At 70.7% G+C, this 17360-nt stretch carries 19 protein-coding genes; 13 read left to right on the forward strand and 6 right to left on the reverse strand.

Features of this window, described 5'->3' with window-relative positions; all coding sequences use genetic code 11:
• Positions 1 to 257: 257 nt before the first annotated feature.
• The 4 genes from KBZ08_RS12395 to KBZ08_RS12410 are packed head-to-tail and all read left to right on the forward strand — an operon-like array spanning position 258 to position 4324.
• Positions 258 to 2165, forward strand: coding sequence for a nucleoside-diphosphate sugar epimerase/dehydratase (locus KBZ08_RS12395; protein WP_254973328.1), 1908 nt, complete (start codon positions 258 to 260; stop codon positions 2163 to 2165).
• Positions 2162 to 3100: an exosortase/archaeosortase family protein gene (locus tag KBZ08_RS12400; RefSeq protein WP_106220694.1), complete on the forward strand. Its 939-nt coding sequence runs from the start codon at positions 2162 to 2164 to the stop codon at positions 3098 to 3100. The genes KBZ08_RS12395 and KBZ08_RS12400 overlap by 4 nt, the downstream gene beginning before the upstream one ends.
• Positions 3097 to 3765, forward strand: a complete 669-nt coding sequence (locus tag KBZ08_RS12405) for a hypothetical protein (protein ID WP_254973330.1) — start codon at positions 3097 to 3099, stop codon at positions 3763 to 3765. The genes KBZ08_RS12400 and KBZ08_RS12405 overlap by 4 nt, the downstream gene beginning before the upstream one ends.
• Before the next feature lie 22 nt (positions 3766 to 3787).
• Entirely contained in the window at positions 3788 to 4324 is a 537-nt protein-coding gene (locus KBZ08_RS12410) for a hypothetical protein (RefSeq protein ID WP_219904133.1), read from the forward strand.
• Between the two features lie 78 nt (positions 4325 to 4402).
• On the opposite strand, the gene KBZ08_RS12415 is transcribed toward KBZ08_RS12410, so the two are convergent.
• Positions 4403 to 6856 (reverse strand): polysaccharide biosynthesis tyrosine autokinase, encoded by a 2454-nt coding sequence (locus KBZ08_RS12415; RefSeq protein WP_254973332.1) that lies wholly within the window; start codon positions 6854 to 6856, stop codon positions 4403 to 4405.
• A gap of 383 nt (positions 6857 to 7239) precedes the next feature.
• Here KBZ08_RS12415 and KBZ08_RS12420 point away from each other — a divergent pair, with 383 nt between their 5' ends.
• Genes KBZ08_RS12420 through KBZ08_RS12430 form a run of 3 tightly spaced genes read left to right on the forward strand, consistent with a single transcriptional unit; the run spans position 7240 to position 10125 of the window.
• Positions 7240 to 8343 (forward strand): polysaccharide biosynthesis/export family protein, encoded by a 1104-nt coding sequence (locus KBZ08_RS12420; protein WP_106220691.1) that lies wholly within the window; start codon positions 7240 to 7242, stop codon positions 8341 to 8343.
• Between the two features lie 22 nt (positions 8344 to 8365).
• Positions 8366 to 9454 (forward strand): hypothetical protein, encoded by a 1089-nt coding sequence (locus KBZ08_RS12425; protein WP_254973335.1) that lies wholly within the window; start codon positions 8366 to 8368, stop codon positions 9452 to 9454.
• A 50-nt stretch (positions 9455 to 9504) separates the two neighbouring features.
• Positions 9505 to 10125, forward strand: a complete 621-nt coding sequence (locus tag KBZ08_RS12430; protein ID WP_106220689.1) for a hypothetical protein — start codon at positions 9505 to 9507, stop codon at positions 10123 to 10125.
• A gap of 28 nt (positions 10126 to 10153) precedes the next feature.
• Here the strand turns inward: KBZ08_RS12430 and KBZ08_RS12435 are convergent, their stop codons facing one another.
• Positions 10154 to 10729 carry a hypothetical protein gene (locus KBZ08_RS12435; RefSeq protein ID WP_106220688.1) on the reverse strand — a complete coding sequence of 192 codons (576 nt, stop codon included), beginning with the start codon at positions 10727 to 10729 and terminating at the stop codon, positions 10154 to 10156.
• A 46-nt stretch (positions 10730 to 10775) separates the two neighbouring features.
• Between KBZ08_RS12435 and era the strand changes: the two genes are divergently transcribed.
• The 6 genes from era to larB all read left to right on the forward strand — a co-directional run bounded on the left by era (position 10776) and on the right by larB (position 14830).
• A complete protein-coding gene (gene era, locus KBZ08_RS12440; protein WP_254973338.1) occupies positions 10776 to 11789 on the forward strand; it encodes a GTPase Era in 1014 nt (337 codons plus the stop codon).
• Between the two features lie 70 nt (positions 11790 to 11859).
• Positions 11860 to 12384, forward strand: coding sequence for a phycobiliprotein lyase (locus tag KBZ08_RS12445; protein ID WP_254973340.1), 525 nt, complete (start codon positions 11860 to 11862; stop codon positions 12382 to 12384).
• Positions 12385 to 12394: 10 nt separating this feature from the next.
• Positions 12395 to 13090 carry a tRNA (guanosine(37)-N1)-methyltransferase TrmD gene (trmD, locus tag KBZ08_RS12450; protein ID WP_254973342.1) on the forward strand — a complete coding sequence of 232 codons (696 nt, stop codon included), beginning with the start codon at positions 12395 to 12397 and terminating at the stop codon, positions 13088 to 13090.
• 80 nt (positions 13091 to 13170) lie between these two features.
• Positions 13171 to 13656: a 2-C-methyl-D-erythritol 2,4-cyclodiphosphate synthase gene (gene ispF, locus KBZ08_RS12455; RefSeq protein WP_254973343.1), complete on the forward strand. Its 486-nt coding sequence runs from the start codon at positions 13171 to 13173 to the stop codon at positions 13654 to 13656.
• Positions 13653 to 14141: a TIGR03792 family protein gene (locus KBZ08_RS12460; RefSeq protein ID WP_396122418.1), complete on the forward strand. Its 489-nt coding sequence runs from the start codon at positions 13653 to 13655 to the stop codon at positions 14139 to 14141. The genes ispF and KBZ08_RS12460 overlap by 4 nt, the downstream gene beginning before the upstream one ends.
• A complete protein-coding gene (larB, locus tag KBZ08_RS12465; RefSeq protein ID WP_254973344.1) occupies positions 14138 to 14830 on the forward strand; it encodes a nickel pincer cofactor biosynthesis protein LarB in 693 nt (230 codons plus the stop codon). Before KBZ08_RS12460 ends, larB begins: the two co-directional genes overlap by 4 nt.
• Here larB and KBZ08_RS12470 read toward each other — a convergent pair whose 3' ends face one another.
• The 4 genes from KBZ08_RS12470 to KBZ08_RS12485 all read right to left on the reverse strand — a co-directional run bounded on the left by KBZ08_RS12470 (position 14831) and on the right by KBZ08_RS12485 (position 17328).
• Positions 14831 to 14989 (reverse strand): hypothetical protein, encoded by a 159-nt coding sequence (locus KBZ08_RS12470; RefSeq protein WP_015108865.1) that lies wholly within the window; start codon positions 14987 to 14989, stop codon positions 14831 to 14833.
• A 63-nt stretch (positions 14990 to 15052) separates the two neighbouring features.
• Positions 15053 to 15997 (reverse strand): DUF1517 domain-containing protein, encoded by a 945-nt coding sequence (locus KBZ08_RS12475; RefSeq protein ID WP_254973345.1) that lies wholly within the window; start codon positions 15995 to 15997, stop codon positions 15053 to 15055.
• A 27-nt stretch (positions 15998 to 16024) separates the two neighbouring features.
• Positions 16025 to 16240 carry a sulfur carrier protein ThiS gene (gene thiS, locus KBZ08_RS12480; RefSeq protein WP_219904132.1) on the reverse strand — a complete coding sequence of 72 codons (216 nt, stop codon included), beginning with the start codon at positions 16238 to 16240 and terminating at the stop codon, positions 16025 to 16027.
• A gap of 8 nt (positions 16241 to 16248) precedes the next feature.
• A complete protein-coding gene (locus KBZ08_RS12485) occupies positions 16249 to 17328 on the reverse strand; it encodes a thiamine phosphate synthase (RefSeq protein WP_106220680.1) in 1080 nt (359 codons plus the stop codon).
• Positions 17329 to 17360: the final 32 nt, after the last annotated feature.

Raw genomic sequence — 17360 nt, forward strand, 5'->3', positions numbered from 1 at the left:
CAATCTCCAGCGGATTGCCTAGTCGCGGTCGGCCCAGCCGGCCGCAATCCCTCCCGCCGTTCCTTCCCCGGGCTGTCCTTCCACGGACCGGAAACCACATCCAGCCCCATCATCGATGCGTGAGGACTCCGGCTCGCCATCATCCAGACGTCGGTTCTTTCACCCTTCTCCACCTGACTTCTCACCCGTTCATCTCCTGATTCGTCGATCACCGCCGAACTGAACGATTGATCCCCCAGCTCTCATTCCTCCGTTACGTGCAGAAGCAGCTGCTGGCCCGCCGGCTGCTGCTGGTGTTCTTCGATGGTCTGATGATCGTCGCGGCCTATCTCGGCGCCTTCATCCTGCGCCTGCCCGACGCCACCACCCTCAAGGGCTTCCTGCCCTCCACGATCCTGTTGCTGCCCCTGGCCGTCATCACCGGCCTGCCCGTCCTCGTGGTCTCCGGCTGGTATCGGGGGCTCACCCGCTATGCCGGCAGCCACTCCCTTTACGGCCTGGTGCCGCGCTCCGGCGCGATGGTGCTGATCCTGCTGCTGAGCAGCACATTGATCGGTGGGGCCCAGCCACCGCGCTCCTTCTGGATTCTTTACTGGCTGCTGTTCACCGGCGGGGCCATCGCCAGCCGCATCGTGCTGCGCGACGTCCTCGTCCATCACCTCGACCAGCGGGAGAACCACTCCCCCGGGGGCTCCCAGGGTGATGGCACCCTGATCTACGGCGCCGGGGCCTCCGGCATGGGTCTGATGCTGGCCCTGCGCAATGACCCCCGCTTCCGCATCGTCGGGTTCCTGGATGACGCCGAAGGCCTGCAGGGCCGCACCCTGCAGAACATGCCCATCCACTCGCCCCTGCGCCTGCCCCGACTGATCGAACGCCACGGGGTGCGCAAGGTCCTGCTCGCCATGCCGACCATGTCGCGGCGACGCAAACGGCTGCTGGTGGATCAGCTCACCCACCGGGGCCTGGAGGTGCTCTCGATCCCCTCCCTGGCCCAGATGGCCACGGGCCAGAGGATCGTCTCCGACCTGCAGCCGGTGGCGATCGAGGATCTGCTCGGGCGTGAACCCTCCAACCCCGACCCGGTGCTGCTCAAGGCCGGCGTCGAAGGCAAGGTGGTCATGGTCACCGGCGCCGGGGGATCGATCGGCAGCGAACTGTGCCGCCAGGTCGTGGCCCTGGGTGCCTCCCGGCTGCTGCTGGTCGAGCGCAACGAATTCGCCCTTTATGCCATCGAGCGGGAACTGGGCTCCCAACCCGGCGGGGTCGAACTCCATGCCGTCCTCGGCGATGCCTGTGACGCGGCCCGCCTCACCCTGATCTGCCGCCAGCACGGGGTCGACACGATCTTCCATGCCGCCGCCTACAAGCACGTTCCCCTTGTGGAGGCCAACCTCTGCGCGGGCATCGCCAACAACATCGGCGCCACCGAGGCCGTGATCGCCGCCACCCGCGCCTCGGGCGTCAGCCGGCTCACCCTGATCTCCACCGACAAGGCCGTTCGCCCCACCAATGTCATGGGGGCCAGCAAGCGCATCTGCGAACTGCTGATCCAGGCCGCCGCCGCCGAGATCGGCGCGGGTGGTCCGATCCTCTCGATGGTCCGGTTCGGCAACGTGCTGGGCTCCTCCGGGTCCGTGATCCCCCTGTTCCACCAGCAGATCTCCAAAGGCGGACCGGTCACCGTCACCCATCCGGCCATCACCCGCTACTTCATGACCATCCCGGAGGCCGTCCAGCTGGTCCTGCAGGCCACCGGCATGGCCGTCGGCGGCGACCTGTTCCTGCTTGACATGGGCGAGCCGGTGCGGATCGCCGACCTGGCCCGCCAGATGATCGAGCTCTCCGGGCTGCGGGTGCGGGACGAGCACAACAGCGACGGAGACATCGCCATCCAGTACACCGGCCTGCGGCCCGGGGAGAAGCTCTACGAGGAGCTCCTGATCAGTGCCGCCGACCAGCCCACCCAGCACCCGCTGATCCGCCGGGCCACCGAACCCCATCGGGACAGCGAACAGCTCAGTCCCTTGATTCAGCAGCTGCATGAGGCGCTCGCCCACTGGGACGAAGCCACCACCGGCCAGCTGCTGCGCCGTCTGGTCCCGGAATACGATCCTGATGAAGGCGTCCCGGCCACTCCTCTGGTCGACGCTGTGGCCCGATGAGCAACAGCATCGAGCGACTCTCCAGCAGCCTCCTGCAGCGGATCCCCCCGGCCTGGCGGGCCGCCGTCCCGGCCGTTCCCCCGCCCACGCCCCGCAACCTCTGGCTGGCCCTGGCCGCGGCCGTGGCGGTCCAGAACATCGCCGTGTTCCAGAGCAGCCAGAGCGAGCACATCACCGTGTTCGCCGTGCTGGTGTGGGGAGGGGCGGTGATCTGCATGGAGGACCAGTTCGAGGAGCTCCGCCCCAGCCCCGCCGGCTGGGGACTGGTCATCGGCAGCCTGCTGCTGATCTGGGTTCTGGCCCGCTCGGCCCTGATCCTGCACTGGGACGGCCTGCTGTTCGCCCTGGCGCCGATCGGCGGCCTCAGCCTGGGTCTGATGGCGGAGCAACCAGCCCGCCTGGGCCGTTTCCGCGATCCGCTGCTCTGCCTGATGCTGCTGCCGGCCTTCGCCCTGCTGATGCGCACCCTGCCGGAAGCCCCCATCAGCCTGCTCACCGCGCGTCTGTCCGGCCTCTGGTTGAGCGTGCTCGGACTCGATGTGACCGTGAATGCCCGCAGCGTGCTGCTGCCCGGCGGCGGGGTGAGGGTGCTGGGCCCCTGCAACGGGGTCGACCTGATGGCCCAGATTCTCTGCGTGGGTGTCATCTTCCTGCTGGCCTTTCCGATCCGCTCCTGGGCCAGCCGCACCGCGGTGGTGCTGGTGGCGCCGGTGATCGGGCTGGTCTGCAACACCTTCCGCATCGCGCTGCTGGCGGTGTTCGCGGGCAACGGCCACGGCAAGGGGAGCTGGCTGTTCGATTTCTTCCACGAGAGCACCGGATCCCTGGTCTTTTCCGGGGTGGCGGTGCTGGTGTTCGGCATGGTCTACATGCGGCTGCTGGAGCGGGAACTTCCCCCCCTGCCCGCACCGCCGCAGCCGGGGGAAGGAGCGTGATCACCCCTCCCCTTCTGGTGCGGTGGTACGGCACGCTCGCCACCATCGCCGCCCTTCTGGCGACCCAGGCGATCCTGCTGCCCCGCTGGCCAGCGGCTCCCCGTCCCCTGCCGGCTGAGCAGCTGGAGGCGGCCCTGCGCGGAGCCCAGCTGCTGCCGCAGACAGCCCGTCCCAGCCTCACCCCCCCCTGGCCAGCGAAGCGCAGCTACGAGCTGGCGACGTCGGCCCCGGTGGTCCTGCCCCTGCGGGACGGGTACGAACTGACCCTGGTGGGGGGTGCGGTGCGGCAGCGGTTCAACTTCCAGGCCGGCGCCATCGGCCGGGACCATGCCAGCCTGAAACTCCGCCAGCGTCGCCTGCTCGACGCACCGGTACCGACGGCGCGCGGCCTGGCCCAGGATCGCCCCACCCTCCAGACCTGCCTGGTGGCCGGCCCCGGCCTGGCGGAGCCTTTCGGAGTCACCCGCGAGCAGCTCACCACCCTCGCCGACCGTCTGGCGGTCGGCCGGCAGGCGGCCCTCGAGCGGGTGATCGGGCTCCAGCCCAATCGCAGCTACGCCTGCACCCTGATCAGCCTGCGCGGGGCCAAGGGGAAGCCCCCCTCCGACCGGCTCTGGCAGCAGGTGCTGGATCTGGTGGAGCCGGTGCTGCGAATCCAGACGTGAGCACCGCCAACGGGCCTCATCCGTGGAGGGCGCGCTGATGGTGGGCCCCCTGCGGCGGTTGTTCCAGGGCCTGAGGCCGGCCGACCGGCCCCTGGCGCCGATGGCGGAACGCGCGCTTCCCTGCAGCTGGGTGCTCACCGGTCAGCTGGCGATCGGTCCCATGCCCCGCAGCGACAGGCACTGGCGTCAGCTGGAGGAGGCCGGGATCCGAAGCCGCTTCAGCTGCTGCTATCCGGAGGAGGAAACCGCCCTGGTCGTTCCCCCTGGCTGGAGAAGCGACCGGATCGCCCTGCCCGACCACAGAGCCCAGGAGCCGCTGCTGCAGGAGAGGCTGGCCCTTGCCCTGGCGAGGGCGGAAGCGCTCGTGACCGACGCCGCCCCCGTCTATCTGCACTGCATGGCCGGGTATGAGCGCTCTCCCCTGCTGGCCGTTGGCCTCACGGCCCGACTGCGCGGGATCGACCCCCTGGCCGCCCTGGCCTGGGTGCGGCGCTGCCACCCGATGGCCATGCCGATCTATGACCACCTGGTGATGCTCGAGACCCTGCTCTCGACATAGCAGGTCCCGGGTGAGCGACGGGGCAGCGGTCGGCCGGGCCCCCTCCCTGGCGAGGGGAAGGGTCCCGGAACCGGGGGCTCAGCCCCGGTTGCCGAAACGCCGGCGCAGCCAGCCCATCGGACCGCCACCGCCCTCCCGGGACGGGCGATGGCGGCGGGAGGGGACGCTGTCGGCGGGGGGCAGGGGACTGGTGGAGCTGGCGCTGGGGCCGATGCCGCCATTGGTGGCGACCGGTGCGGTGGCCTGATCCTCGTCCTCCCGGAAGTAGGTCTTGACGTCGGATTCGCCCTCGTTGTAGCGGGCGGAGATGTAGGAATTGGTGGCGGCGCCCTTCATGTAGCTGTCGCGATAACGCTGCACATAGCTGCCGAATCCACCCGTGGATGGCTCGCTGGCACTCTTGGCGTAGCCCGACGCCGAGGCGTAGGCGTAGTGATAGTAGTAACCGTATTCGTAGCCGTAATCGTTGAGGCGGCTGGGGAAGTTGACCTGGTTGCAGATGATGCCAAGCACATCCACCCCGGAGGCCCTGATGCGACGGCTGGCCTGGGGAGCCAGCTCACGACTGACCTTGCCGAGACCCACGAGGAAGAGAATGCCGTCGAGCTTCTCCCCGAGCAGGATCGGATCGGCCAGCATCAGGCAGGGAGGCGCATCGACAATGATGATGTCGTAGCCGGGGAGAGCGCGGATCTCCTCCATGATCTCCTTGCAGCGGCTGGAGTTGAGCAGCTTCGCCGGATCGGGCGGCTTGGGGCCGGCGGGCAGCACATCCATGTTCTCGGCGATGGAGTGGATGAAATCCGTCGGTTTGCGCGACGAATCCGACAGCAGGGTGGAGAGGCCGTCGCCCTGCTCCACACCCAGGTAACGGGCCTGCATCGGCAGACGCATGTCGGAGTCGATGACGAGCACCCGGAGGCCGAGGTCGGCGAGGGTGCGGGAGAACACCGCCACGGCGGTGGACTTGCCCTCCCCCTGGGTGGAGGAGGTGATCCCCACCATGCGGATGTTGTTGTCGGCGCGGAGCAGACGGAAGGTGGTGAACAGGCTGCGCAGCGACTCCTTGATGGCGAAGCGCTCGCTGGAGGACATCTTGGAGATGCTGGTGGCGATGTCGACACCGGGCTCCAGGGGCAGGTAGGGGATCAGACCCAGCACGGGCAGCTGCAGGTCCTTCTCCACCTCCATGGGGGTGTGGAAGACGTTGTCCGTCCGCTCCCGCAGGATGGCGGCGCCCAGGCCGGCCAGCAGACCGATCATGATCGCCCGCAGCAGGTTGCGCTGGATGTTGGGCTCCACCGGGCTGCTGCCGAAATCCGGGGGTCCGATCACTTCCCAGGGGGAGATGGACCGGGCCATCTCCAGCCGGTACCGCTCCCTGGCCTGGATGTAGGAGGAATACTGCTCTCTGGCGATCGAAAGTCGCTGGTTGATGTTCTCGAACTCCGCCAGTTTCTGGGGATTGTTCCGGAAGTTCTCGCTCAGCAGAAGGATCTGGCGGTTGATCTCATCCTGCTGGGCCACGTTGGCGAGCAGCCTGGCCTTGACGGCATCGGCCGCCTGCCGCTGCACCACGGGCAGCAGCTGGTTGCGACGGGCCAGCAGGGACTGAACGATCGGCGAGTTCTCCTTGAAGGTGCCCTTGGCGGTGGCCAGCTCCTGCTCGAACTGGTTGAGAAGGTCGAGGGGGGTCTTGGTGCCGCTGGCGGCCTCGGCGGCGGAATCGCCCCTGCCCGGCACGAGAACGCTGTTGCGGCCCAGCTGCTCGAGGGCGGTGGGGGCGCCGCTGGGGGTGAACTGGAGCTTGCCGGTCTGGATCGACTTCAGCTGGCTGTCCAGCTGCACCTGTTCGTTCTGCAGGGTGCGCAGCTGGTTGACGAGACCTTCACGGGCTCCGAGGATCTGGCCGGCCGCGGCGGCCGGATCCACGAAGTTGTTGCGCTCGCGGAACTTGAGCATCTCCTGGGAGAGCTTCTGGACCCGTTCCTCGATGGCGGGGGCCTGCTCATCCAGGAAGCGGACCCCGGAGTTGACGGCCGCCTGGCGTTGGGTAAGCGAGAAGGAGGTGTAGTCCTTGGCAAGCTGCCGCAGGATGGCCTTGCCCTTGGCCGGATCCGGCCAGCGCAGAGACACATTGAGAACATTGTCGACCCGGGCCGACTCCTGGTTGATGGAGAGATTGCTCTCCAGGGCCCGCAGCGGCACGCCCTGGCGCTGCGCGACCGGCCCGAGCAGCAGGGGGCTGCGCATCAGAACGATGAGGCTGGGCACATCGGTCTTGATCTCGCTGCGGGCGATGGATTCGACGGAACCGCCGCCGCCGCCGCCAGTGCCGGGGTTGTCGAAGGGGTTGCTGATCTGCATCTGGAACCCGCCCTGGTAGACGGGGGAAAAGATGCGCTGCCGCAGGGTGTTGATCGCCAGGACCCCGGTCACCACGGCAAAGGTGATCAGAAAGATGGATTGACGGCGCTTGACCGTGCGCACAATCCCCCCGAGGCCGCCGCCGCCGGACTGGCTTTCGCCCATGGGGCTGAGGGGGCTCTGCTGCGACGACGGGTCAAACAGGCCGGGACCGGAAGCACCCGTGCCGGGAAGGGACAACGGGCGCGCGGTTCCACCCGGAAAGGCCTCAGGGGGAGCACCCGTCGTTGTCACGTTATGTACCGCAGGGAAAGTTGATCCGATGATAATGGCAACCCGCAAAGAATGCCCCTTGACTCGGGCGTCTATGGTGGTAATCCGATTTATGTCCTTCGGTGGCTTTTCCTCCCAGAACATCTGTACGCCAGGGATCTGCAGGCCAATCGGCTCGCCAGGAATCTGCTGCAGGTCAGGGATCTGCCGCCCCTGATGGAATCCGCTGGAAAGGCGTCCGCCGGTCGGTCCGGCGTCGCCTTTCGGCCGTCGGGATGCTGGGGCTGGCCGGTGTGCTGGTGGCCCCGACGGGGCTCAAGGCCTCGGTGCCCCAGGGTGCGGCTCCCCATTCCCCCTGGCGCGGCCCGGCGGCGGTCAGCGCCGCCCCCCTCTCCGGCCCCGCCTCCTCGGCTCCCCTGCCCCTCACGGTCACCGAGGTCTACAACGATCTTTACGTGCTTGGCCCCGGGGACGGCCTCCAGCTCACCTTCACCGACCCCTCCGCCTCCGCCATCGGCGGCGCGGTCGTCATCCTTCCCGACGGCACCTCGACCCTGTCACTGCTGGGTTCGGTGCAGCTCACCGGCCTGACCATCGGCCAGGCCACCCGCTGGCTCACCTCGCTCTACGCCAAGCAGCTGGTGAGGCCTGAGCTGATCCTCAGCCTCACCTCACCCCGTCCCGTCAAGGTGACGATCATCGGCGAGGTGGGCCGTCCCGGCCTCTACCCCCTGCCCTCCTATTCCACTCCGGTCTCCGCGATCCAGACGGCCGGCGGCGTCACCCTGAACGCGGACATCCGCAAGGTCCTGCTCCGGCGTCTGGCCGGCCCCGACGGCAGCCAGAAGCAGACGGTACTCGACCTGGCCCAGGTGTTCCAGGTCGGCAACCAGCGCCAGAACCCGATCCTGTTCGACGGCGACACGATCGTCGTCGCCCGCACCGAGGATCTGATCCCCGAGGAGATCCTCCAGATCGGGGCCACCAACCTGGCCCCGGCCACCATCACCGTCTCGGTGATCGGCGAGGTGCGCAGCCCCGGTACCCTCAGCCTGCCCGCCAACACCCCTCTGGCCGAAGCCATCTTCCGGGCCGGCGGGGCGGAGAACTGGCGGGCCAACAAGAACGACATCGAACTTGTCCGCCTCAACCGCAACGGCACCACCACCCGTGAGGTCTACAGCTACAGGGACGGGATCGGCGTCTCCAAGGGGCTGAACCCGCCACTCCGGGACAGGGACACGATCATCGTCAATCGCACCTTCTACGCCGAAGCCCTCGACGTCATCAATCAGGTCATCGTTCCCCTCAGTCAGGCCGCCAGCTCCTATTATTTCTTCCGAGATACATTCAACGGCAACAGAAACAACTTCCGCTGACAACCGCTACTACGGCCCTCCCATGTACCGCGAACCCACCATCAGCCCCAAAGCCATCGCCTGGGCCCTGCTGAGCCAGTCGATCTGGCTGCCGTTGCTGGCCATCGATGCCCACGACCGCTGGCAGGCACGGGTGAAGGACATGGCCGTCCCCCAGCCCGCCGATCCCAAGGGCAGCGACGAAGCGATCGCCTCCCTGCCGGAAGCTCCCGCCGCCGCCCCGGTGGCCAGGAGCTCCTCTCCGCTCGACGACCTGGGCACCACCCCCGGCCACGTGCTCAGCTCGGCCTCCGACAAGATCGGTTCGCTGCTGGATGCGCCCCTGGCCCGCAGTCTCGATCTGAGCGGCCCCTCCAACTCGTCTCGTGCACGGCCCGATCCCGGTCGCCGTCCGGCGGTCGCCTCCCGCGGCAGCGCCCCGGCGCGTGTGGCCAAGGCCCCGGCCCGCCCGGTCTCCTTCCGCATCGATGGCCCCCCCCTGGGCACCACCGGCCTGGGCAGTGCCCAGACCCTGCTGCAGCGGAACTTCTCGAACTCCGAGCTCCTCGGTGGGGTGCTCACCATCCAGGACCTGGGCATGCCCGCCATGCCCACGGTGGCCCGGGCGGAGCGGGCCCGATGGGCCAGCAGCGGCGACCCGATGGCTCCCCTGCCCCAGAACCTGAGGGAGCCAATGCGCCAGGCGATCCGCACCCTGCCCACGCCCACCCCCACCAAGACGGCCAAGCTGCAGCAGGCCCGGGTCATCCACGTGCCCTCCACCCGGGTCAGCAAGCCCACCCAGGTGCCCCTCGCCATCCAGGCCGACGGCAGCGTCGATGTGCTGAGCCAGCCGGACGATCCCGGCGTGATCGAAGACATCCGGGAATGGTCCAGCCGCCAGCCGGCCCAGGCCCCCGGGACCGTCACCCCCACGGTCGTCAACCTCCAGCCGCTCCCGGCTGAGGTGAGGGCCACCCCCGCCCCCGTCCGGGTCTCGCCCGTGGCCAGCAGCGCCCCGTTCGCCCCGCCGCCGCCACCGGCCGCTGCCACGCTGGCCCCTGTGGCGGATGCTCCCGCCCCCACTCCGGCCCCGGCCGGTCCCGCCGGCGCGGTGGTGGCTCCCCAGTGAGACGCCACCGGCTCCACCCCTGCGGCCTCCCCCTGGTCGGCCTGGCCTGTTTGGCTGTCGTTGGCGAGCCGGGCCGGGCCCAGTCCCTCCCGGCGCCACCGGCCCCCTGGGTTCCCATCGCGGCGGAGCCCGCAGCCGCCGGCTGGGAGCCCGTCACCGACGCGGCCACCCTGCCGCCGGACTATCTGCCGCCTCCGGCCAACCGCGATCCCGCCGAACTGGCGATCGTGCCGCGTCAGGGCAAACCGATCGAGAACGTCGGCATCTACGGCATCGGCGGTGGCGTCAATTTCGGCAGCGATCTGCCCAACAGCGGGGTGTTCACCGGTCGGATCGGCTACAAACTCAACGAAACCCTTGCGGTCTCCCTGCGGCCCAGCGTGATCTTCGGCAACCGGGATGTGCTCGGCCGCTACAACGGCCAGACCTCCTTCCAGGTGCCCCTCACCCTGGATCTGTTCCGTCGCTCCGTGGTCTCCCCCTACCTGGGGGGTGGCATCGCCACCAACACCTATTCGACGGGACAGACCAACGCCATGCTCACCGGTGGGGTTGATGTGAACATCACCCAGAACGTGACCCTGGGGTTCAACGTCAACTACGTCTTCCTGCCCGATGGGGTCACCTTTGACGCCCTCCAGGCCATGACGCTGCTCTACCTCAAGTTCTGAGGCCCAGGGGCATGGGGTGGGTGCCGGTTCAGTCGGCCACCGCCTCGATGGCGGCGGCGATCGCCAGACGCTGTTCAGCGTCGTAACCCCAGCGGTCGAGGAAGGCCCTGTCCTCCGCGACTGCTCCCTCGGAATCACCGTCCTGCGCAGCAGCGGCGAGCAGGGTTTCCAGCCGCTGCTTCACGGCCACCGGCTCCAGCTGGCGCAGCAGTTCGGTGCTGCGCAGCTGCACCCGCTCAGAACCGGCCTGATGGTCCCGGTCCCCCGATCGCTGGTGGTGCAGCACCATCGCCGTGCTCATGGCCAGGTTGCGCGCGGTGAGATCCACCACCCCCGGACCCGCCTGCCGCAGGGCGGCCACCAGCGGCTCCGGCAGCCGGTCGAGCAGGGGCGCCTCACCGGTGAGGCCGACGACGAAGAAACCGCGCGCCCCGTCCCGGCTTGCCACCAGCTCCCCCACCCGATCGGCCAGCACCTCATCGCTGAGTTCCCCCGCTTCCCACAGGCCGATCCACTGGGCCGCGATCTCCATCGCCTGGGGGAAGCTCGGTGCCGGCGGGGTCCCCGCCAGGGGGGTCTCGGTCAGCGGGGCGTCATCGGTCATGGCGGCGGACGGGCGGCGGGGCCCATGGGCTGGCAGTGTTGAGGCTATGGACCCGAGCGCCCCGACCGCCAGCCCCGGCGATGCCCAGCCCCAAGACAACCGTCCCGTCCAGGACGCGGCTGAACAGGGCAGCACCGGAGAGCCTGTCTTCCGCTCCGGCTTCGTGGCCCTGATCGGCCGGCCGAACGTGGGCAAATCCACCCTGCTCAACCAGCTGGTGGGCCAGAAGGTGGCGATCACCTCCCCCGTGGCCCAGACCACCCGCAACCGGCTGCGCGCCATCCTCACCACGCCCGCCGCCCAGCTGATCCTGCTGGACACCCCGGGGATCCACAAACCCCACCACCTGCTGGGGGAACGCCTCGTCCAGAGCGCCCGGGGGGCCATCGGCGAGGTGGACGTGGTGCTGCTGCTGGTGGATGCTAGCCAGCCGGCCGGCCGGGGGGACGGCTTCATCGTCGACCTGCTGCGCCACAGCCGCGTGCCGGTGCATGTGGCCCTCAACAAGAGCGACCGGGTCGGCGCCGACGCCGAGGATCTGGCCGCCACCTACCGGGAGCTGCTGGCGGACGCCGGCGAGCCCCCCGTGGCCTGGCCCCTGCATCCCTGCAGCGCCCTCAACGGCGATGGCTGCCAGGCGCTGGTGGAGGCCCTGGCGGCCGACCTGCCGCCGGGTCCCCTGCTCTACCCGGCGGACACCGTCAGCGATCAGCCGGAGCAGCTGCTGCTGGCGGAGCTGATCCGGGAGCAGGTGCTGACCCTCACCCGCGAGGAGGTGCCCCACTCGGTGGCGGTGCGGATCGAGCGGATCGTGGAGGAGGAGGCGAAGGGCAAGGTGCGCACGGCCGTGCTCGCCACCGTGCTGGTGGAGCGCAGCAGTCAGAAGGGGATCCTGATCGGCAAGGGGGGCCAGATGCTCAAGGCCATCGGCCAGGGGGCGCGGCTGCAGATGCAGAAGGTGTTCGACGGTCCGGTGTACCTGGAGTTGTTCGTCAAGGTGGTGCCCAACTGGCGCAGCCACCCGGGCCGGCTGGCGGAGCTGGGCTACCGGGGCGACTGAGCACGCCGGCTGGGGGTTTGCGAGGATCCCCGCCGGGGCCCGCCGGCCCCGATCTACCGCCGCCCCCGCCGTGACCAGCGCGACCGAGCCCGCCAGCGCCGCCCCCTTCCCGCCCGAGACGATCGCGGCGTTCCTGGCCTTCTGCGCCGGCGACTGGCTCTCCCTGCGCAGCTGCTTCAGCCTGGAGGAGGCGGCCGACGCGGCCCGGGAGGCCGAGGCGGATGGGGTCAGCTGGCACAGCTCCGAGCGCGGGGAACTGACCGTCACCTACCTGGCCCCAGAGCAGACCGGCGAGCCCGGGGGGCTGGAGATCACCCCACCCGGCGGCGGCCGCCACCGGCTGCTGTTCCGCCCCGACGGCGGCTTCCAGGGCAGTGCCCCGGACGGGGCCGCCAGCACGGGGCGCTGGCAGCTCTGGCCGGACGGGAGCCTGGAGCTGACCAGCGAGCGGGCCGGGGCGTCGGTGCGCGAAAGGATCTGGTTCACCAAGGCCAACCTGCGCCTGCGCAGCAGCGTCGAGCACCACCCCGACGGCCGCCCGGGCCGGGCCAGCTTCAGCTCCGAGATCCGGCGGGTCAGCCGACCCGCCGGCTGAGGCCTCCCCCATGCGCTTCGACGTGGTGAGCCTGGTGCCGGACGCCTTCACGCCCCTGCTGGGGCTGGGGGTGATCGGCCGTGCCTTCGCCGCCGGCATCGCCGAGGTCCACACCCACAACCCCCGCGACCACGCCACGGACCGCTACCGCAAGGTGGACGACGTGCCCTACGGCGGCGGCCCCGGCATGGTGCTCAAGCCCGAGCCGGTCTACGCCGCCTTCGAGACGATCCCGGTGCTGCCGCGCCGCCGCGTGCTGCTGATGAGCCCCCAGGGCCAGCCGCTGCACCAGCGCGACCTGCGCCGCTGGGCCACGGAGCACGACCAGCTGGTGCTGCTCTGCGGCCACTACGAGGGCTTCGACGAGCGCATCCGCCCCCTGGCCGACGAGGAGGTGTCCCTGGGGGATTTCGTGCTCACCGGCGGCGAGCTGCCGGCCCTGGTGGTGATCAGCGGCGTGGTGCGGCTGCTGCCCGGCACCGTGGGCTCACCGGACTGCCTCGAGGCCGAGAGCCACAGTGGCCTGCTGCTGGAGCACCCCCACTACACCCGGCCGGCGGAGTTCCGCGGCATGGCGGTACCGGAGGTGCTGCGCAGCGGCGACCACGGCGCCATCGCCCGCTGGCGGCTGGAGCAGCAGGTGGCCCGCACCCGCGAGCGCCGCGCCGACCTGCTGGCCCTGTGGCAGGCGCAGCAGGAGACCTGAAGCGCGCTCACCGAAGCACGCCGCCGGAAGCGCGCCATCGCCCCGCACCGGCGACACTGGATCCGCCCCCACCGCCCCCCATGCAGCTGCGCATCGGCAACGGCTACGACATCCACCGGCTCGTCCCCGGCCGTCCCCTGATCCTGGGCGGCGTGCGCCTGGAGCACCCCGAAGGCCTGGGGCTGGACGGCCACAGCGACGCCGACGTGCTCGTGCATGCCCTGATGGATGCCCTGCTGGGGGCCCTCAGCCTGGGGGACATCGGCACCCACTTCCCGCCGGAGGACGAGCGCTGGCGCGGCGCCGACAGCCTGGTGCTGCTCGAGCAGGTGATGGCGCTGGTGGCGGAGCGGGGATGGCAGGTGCTCAACGTCGACACGGTGGTGGTGGCGGAGCGGCCGCGCCTGAAGCCCCACATCGCCGCCATGCGGGAGGCGATCGCCGGCCGCATGGGCCTGGCTCCCGAGCAGGTGGGGGTGAAGGCGACCACCAACGAGGGTCTGGGGCCCACGGGCCGCCAGGAGGGCATCGCCTGCCATGCGGTGGCCCTGCTGCAGCAGCCGTGACCCATCGGCCACCCCAGCGGCTGGCTACCTTGCTGGCCGCCCTCTGCCTGCTCTGTTGCGTGCTGGTCAGCTTTCCCGCCACGGCCCAGGCCGTCGGTGCCCTCACCCAGGGGCCGGTCGTGGAGCAGCTGCGGGTGAAGGTGCCCGCCGGCGCCCGCGGGGCCTGGCTGCAGGCGGAGGAGCAGAGCTGGGGGCCCTGGCTGCAGCGCCAGGACGGCTTTCTGGGCCGGGACCTGCTGTGGGATGCGGAACGGGAAGAGGGCCTGCTGCTGATCCGCTGGCGCAGCCGCCGCCAGTGGCTGGCCATCCCGGCCAGCGAGATCGAGGCCACGCAGGCCCGCTTCGAAGCTGCGGCCCGGCGGGCCCTGTCCCACAACCCGGGAGAACGGAGTCTGGCCCGGGCCGCCAACCCCTTTCCCCTGGTCCACGCCGGCGAACTGGAGTGGGTGGCTCTGACGCCGCCGCTGGAGGGGGAGGGGCCTTGAGCGAGGACGCCCGGCTCGACCTGGGCCGCCGGGGCCGGCTCGGCATGGTGGAGGCGGTCTGGGGGGAGCACAAGAGCGTCGAGCAGATTGCCGCCGTGATGCTGGAGATGCGCCGGGCCGGGGAACTGGCGCTGGTGACCCGGGTGTCGGCGGAGAAGGCGGCGGCGGTGCAGCGCCTGCTGGAGCCGTCCATCGGCGCCCTGGGGGCCGAAGCGGTGCCCCGGCACGATCCGGTGGCCCGCTGCCTCACCTGGCCCGCGCCGCCGCCGGCCGATCCTGCCCTCGGACGGGTGGCGGTGCTCGGCGGCGGCAGCAGCGACCTCCCGGTGGCGGCCGAGGCGCGCCTGGCCCTGGCCTGCCACGGAGTGGCCAGCGACCTGGTCCTCGACGTCGGCGTGGCCGGGCTGCACCGGCTCCTGGGGCAGCTGGAGGGACTGCGCCAGGCCCGGGTGCTGATCGCCTGTGCCGGAATGGAGGGGGCCCTGCCCACCGTGCTGGCCGGTCTGCTGCCCCAGCCGGTGATCGGCGTGCCGGTGGCGGTGGGCTACGGGGTGAGCGTCGGCGGCCAGGCGGCCCTGATGGGCATGCTGGCCAGCTGCGCCCCCGGGCTCACCGTGGTGAACATCGACAACGGCTATGGAGCCGCCATGGCGGCCCTGCGGATCCTGCAGCTGGGCGTGGCCGGCTGATCAGCCGCCGGGGATCAATGGATCCGATGGAGGCGCCTCGATCTCCAGCACGGTCTGGAGCCAGAGGGTGAGGGAGCGGGGCAGGCGCCCCTGCTCGTAGCGCTCGATGGCCTCGAGCAGGACCGGGGTGTTGATCCAGCTGATCCGATGGGGAGGCACCGGCGCCTGCGGCTTCTGAGGCGCAGTGTGGGCGACGACCGGCCGGCCGGCAAGGCCGCAGGTTCAGAGATGCTGCAGGTCCGGGTAGGCCGTGATCACCTGTTCGGTGGTCAGCACTTCGCCGGCCCCTTCCGGCTGCCAGATCACCTCGATGGCCAGCAGATCGTCCGCGCCGACCGCACCGAGCTTCTGGAGCGAATCACGCAGGTCGTCGGCGCTGCCGGCCCCCTTGATCGCCAGGCTGCGCCGGCAGGCCACCAGCAGGGTGACGACGATGAAATCACTGGCGGCGTCGCTGGCACCGGGGGCCACGGGGGCGGGCTCACTGAAGCGGCGGCCGGCCACGTTGGCGGTGAGTTCCCGCTCCAGCTTGCTGCGCTCCTGCATGGAGAGCCGGTTAAAGGTGGATTCGGCGCTGGCGAAGGGCACCTGGCCCACCTCGCCGCTGGCGTACACCCAGAGGTCGGGATGGCGCAGCAGGGAGAGGCTGGTTTCCTGGAGCACCCGCTGCAGGCCGGAGCTGCTGGAGGTGTCCGACGAACCGGCCAGGCGCCGCAGGTCGTCCTGGAGATCGCGGGCGGACGCCAGCAGACCCACCTGGATCTGGGCGATCGAAACCGGACCGTCCGGACGGGGGTTGTAGGCCAGCTCGGAGCCCGAGCCCCCGAGGGACGGACCGCCGCCGCCGCGCAGGGCGTTGACCACCACGCCGGCCACAGCCATGAGAATCAGGAAACCGAACAGGCCGCCGCCGCCGAATCCGAAGATCGGCACGATGAAGGGGAAGCCGATGCCGCCGCCCCGGTAGCCGCCGCCACTGAAGCCGCCGCCGTAGCCACCACCGCCGCCATAGCTGCGGGGCATGGAGGGGGCCGAGCGGAAGCTGCCGCCGCCGATGCGGCCACCGCTGGCGGCCTGGGCCGGCGGCGGCGAGGCGATCACGAGGCCGGCCACCAGCACGGGCACGACCATCAGACCGGCCAGGCGCCGGAGCAAGCGGGAACCCATGACGTGCGACGTTGCGATGGCAGGAATCTAGGAACCGCCCCCCACGATGGTGACCACTTCCAGCACATCGGATTCCACCACAGGCTGGGAGGGCCAGCGATGCCTGGGGAGGATCTCGCCGTTGAACTCCACCACCACCAGGCGCGGCTGGTAGCCGAGGGCCACGAGCACGGCATCCAGACACAGGCCCGCCGGGCAGCGGCGCGCTTCCCCGTTGACCCGCAGCAGCAGGTCTGCCGCCATCCCCCCCGTCATGCCGCAGCCTCCAGCCCCGCCAGCAGGGCGGCGACCGCCGCGCCGGGGTCGGCGGCGGCCGTGATGGCCCGCACCACCGCCACCCGATCGGCGCCGGCACGGCGCACGGCGGCCAGGTTGCCCGGATCGATGCCGCCGATGGCGAAGAAGGGCAGGGGGGACTCCGCCGCCGCCTGGGTGACGTAGGCCAGCCCCACCGGCTCGCGGCCGGGTTTGGTGGGGGTGGCGTTGACGGGCCCCACCCCCACGTAGTCGCAGCCGTCGGCGACCGCCTGGCGCAGGTCCTCGATCCGGTGGGTGCTGCGGCCGATCAGGCGGTCGGGCCCCAGCAGGCGGCGGGCCACCGACGGCGGCAGGTCGCCCTGGCCGAGGTGGACGCCATCGGCCCCCACCGCCAGGGCCAGGTCGATGCGGTCGTTGACCAGGAACAGGGCGCCATGGCGGTGGCAGAGCTGGCGCAGGGCAGTGGCCTGCTCGAGCCGGTGGCGGTCCTCCAGGTCGGGGTCGGGCTTGGCGCGGTACTGGACCAGCCGCACCCCCGCCGCCAGGGCCGCGGCCACCACCGCCTCCAGGCCGTCCACCGGACTGGTGACCAGATACAGATGGCAGCGGCGCAGCAGGGCGCGGCGCCCGTCGCCGTCGCGGCCGGCCTGGATCAGGTCCACCTCCAGGTCGTAGAGGGCGTAGCGGATCGTCGACGCCTCGGCCGCCAGGTCCGGATCCTCGAGCCGGCCGAACTCCTCCAGCACCCGCAGGGCCTCCTGCACCCGGCCGGCGTTGGCGGCCAGGACCGCGTCGGCGTCCTGCCGTTCGGCCTGGGCCGGATGGGCCAGGCCCGCCGCCGGGTCGCTGGCGGTGTGCCGGGCCAGCTTGTAGGCACTCCGGTGCAGCCGCCCCAGACGCTGGCGCAGGTCCTTGGTGCGGGCCACCAGATCGGGCCGGTCCAAGGCGAAGCGGGCCCAGTCCTCCAGCACCCGCAGCCCCTCCCGGGCCCGATCGAGGTTGGCATCGAGCAGCCGCTCGATGGCGGCCCGCTCGACGGGACGCTGCGACGGGACTGGAGACGGCGGCGTCACCGAACCGGGGCGGGTGGGCTCCCCAGGGTATG

This window comes from Cyanobium sp. Candia 9D4 (genome assembly GCF_024346155.1).
Lineage (GTDB): Bacteria > Cyanobacteriota > Cyanobacteriia > PCC-6307 > Cyanobiaceae > Cyanobium > Cyanobium minutissimum.

Coding starts and splice junctions, on each gene's coding strand:
- KBZ08_RS12400 (WP_106220694.1), top strand. CDS start 2,162: ATGAGCAACAGCATCGAGCGACTCTCCAGCAGCCTCCTGCAGCGGATC.
- KBZ08_RS12415 (WP_254973332.1), bottom strand. CDS start 6,856: ATGGGCGAAAGCCAGTCCGGCGGCGGCGGCCTCGGGGGGATTGTGCGC.
- KBZ08_RS12420 (WP_106220691.1), top strand. CDS start 7,240: ATGCTGGGGCTGGCCGGTGTGCTGGTGGCCCCGACGGGGCTCAAGGCC.
- KBZ08_RS12425 (WP_254973335.1), top strand. CDS start 8,366: ATGTACCGCGAACCCACCATCAGCCCCAAAGCCATCGCCTGGGCCCTG.
- KBZ08_RS12435 (WP_106220688.1), bottom strand. CDS start 10,729: ATGACCGATGACGCCCCGCTGACCGAGACCCCCCTGGCGGGGACCCCG.
- era (WP_254973338.1), top strand. CDS start 10,776: ATGGACCCGAGCGCCCCGACCGCCAGCCCCGGCGATGCCCAGCCCCAA.
- trmD (WP_254973342.1), top strand. CDS start 12,395: ATGCGCTTCGACGTGGTGAGCCTGGTGCCGGACGCCTTCACGCCCCTG.
- ispF (WP_254973343.1), top strand. CDS start 13,171: ATGCAGCTGCGCATCGGCAACGGCTACGACATCCACCGGCTCGTCCCC.
- KBZ08_RS12475 (WP_254973345.1), bottom strand. CDS start 15,997: ATGGGTTCCCGCTTGCTCCGGCGCCTGGCCGGTCTGATGGTCGTGCCC.
- thiS (WP_219904132.1), bottom strand. CDS start 16,240: ATGGCGGCAGACCTGCTGCTGCGGGTCAACGGGGAAGCGCGCCGCTGC.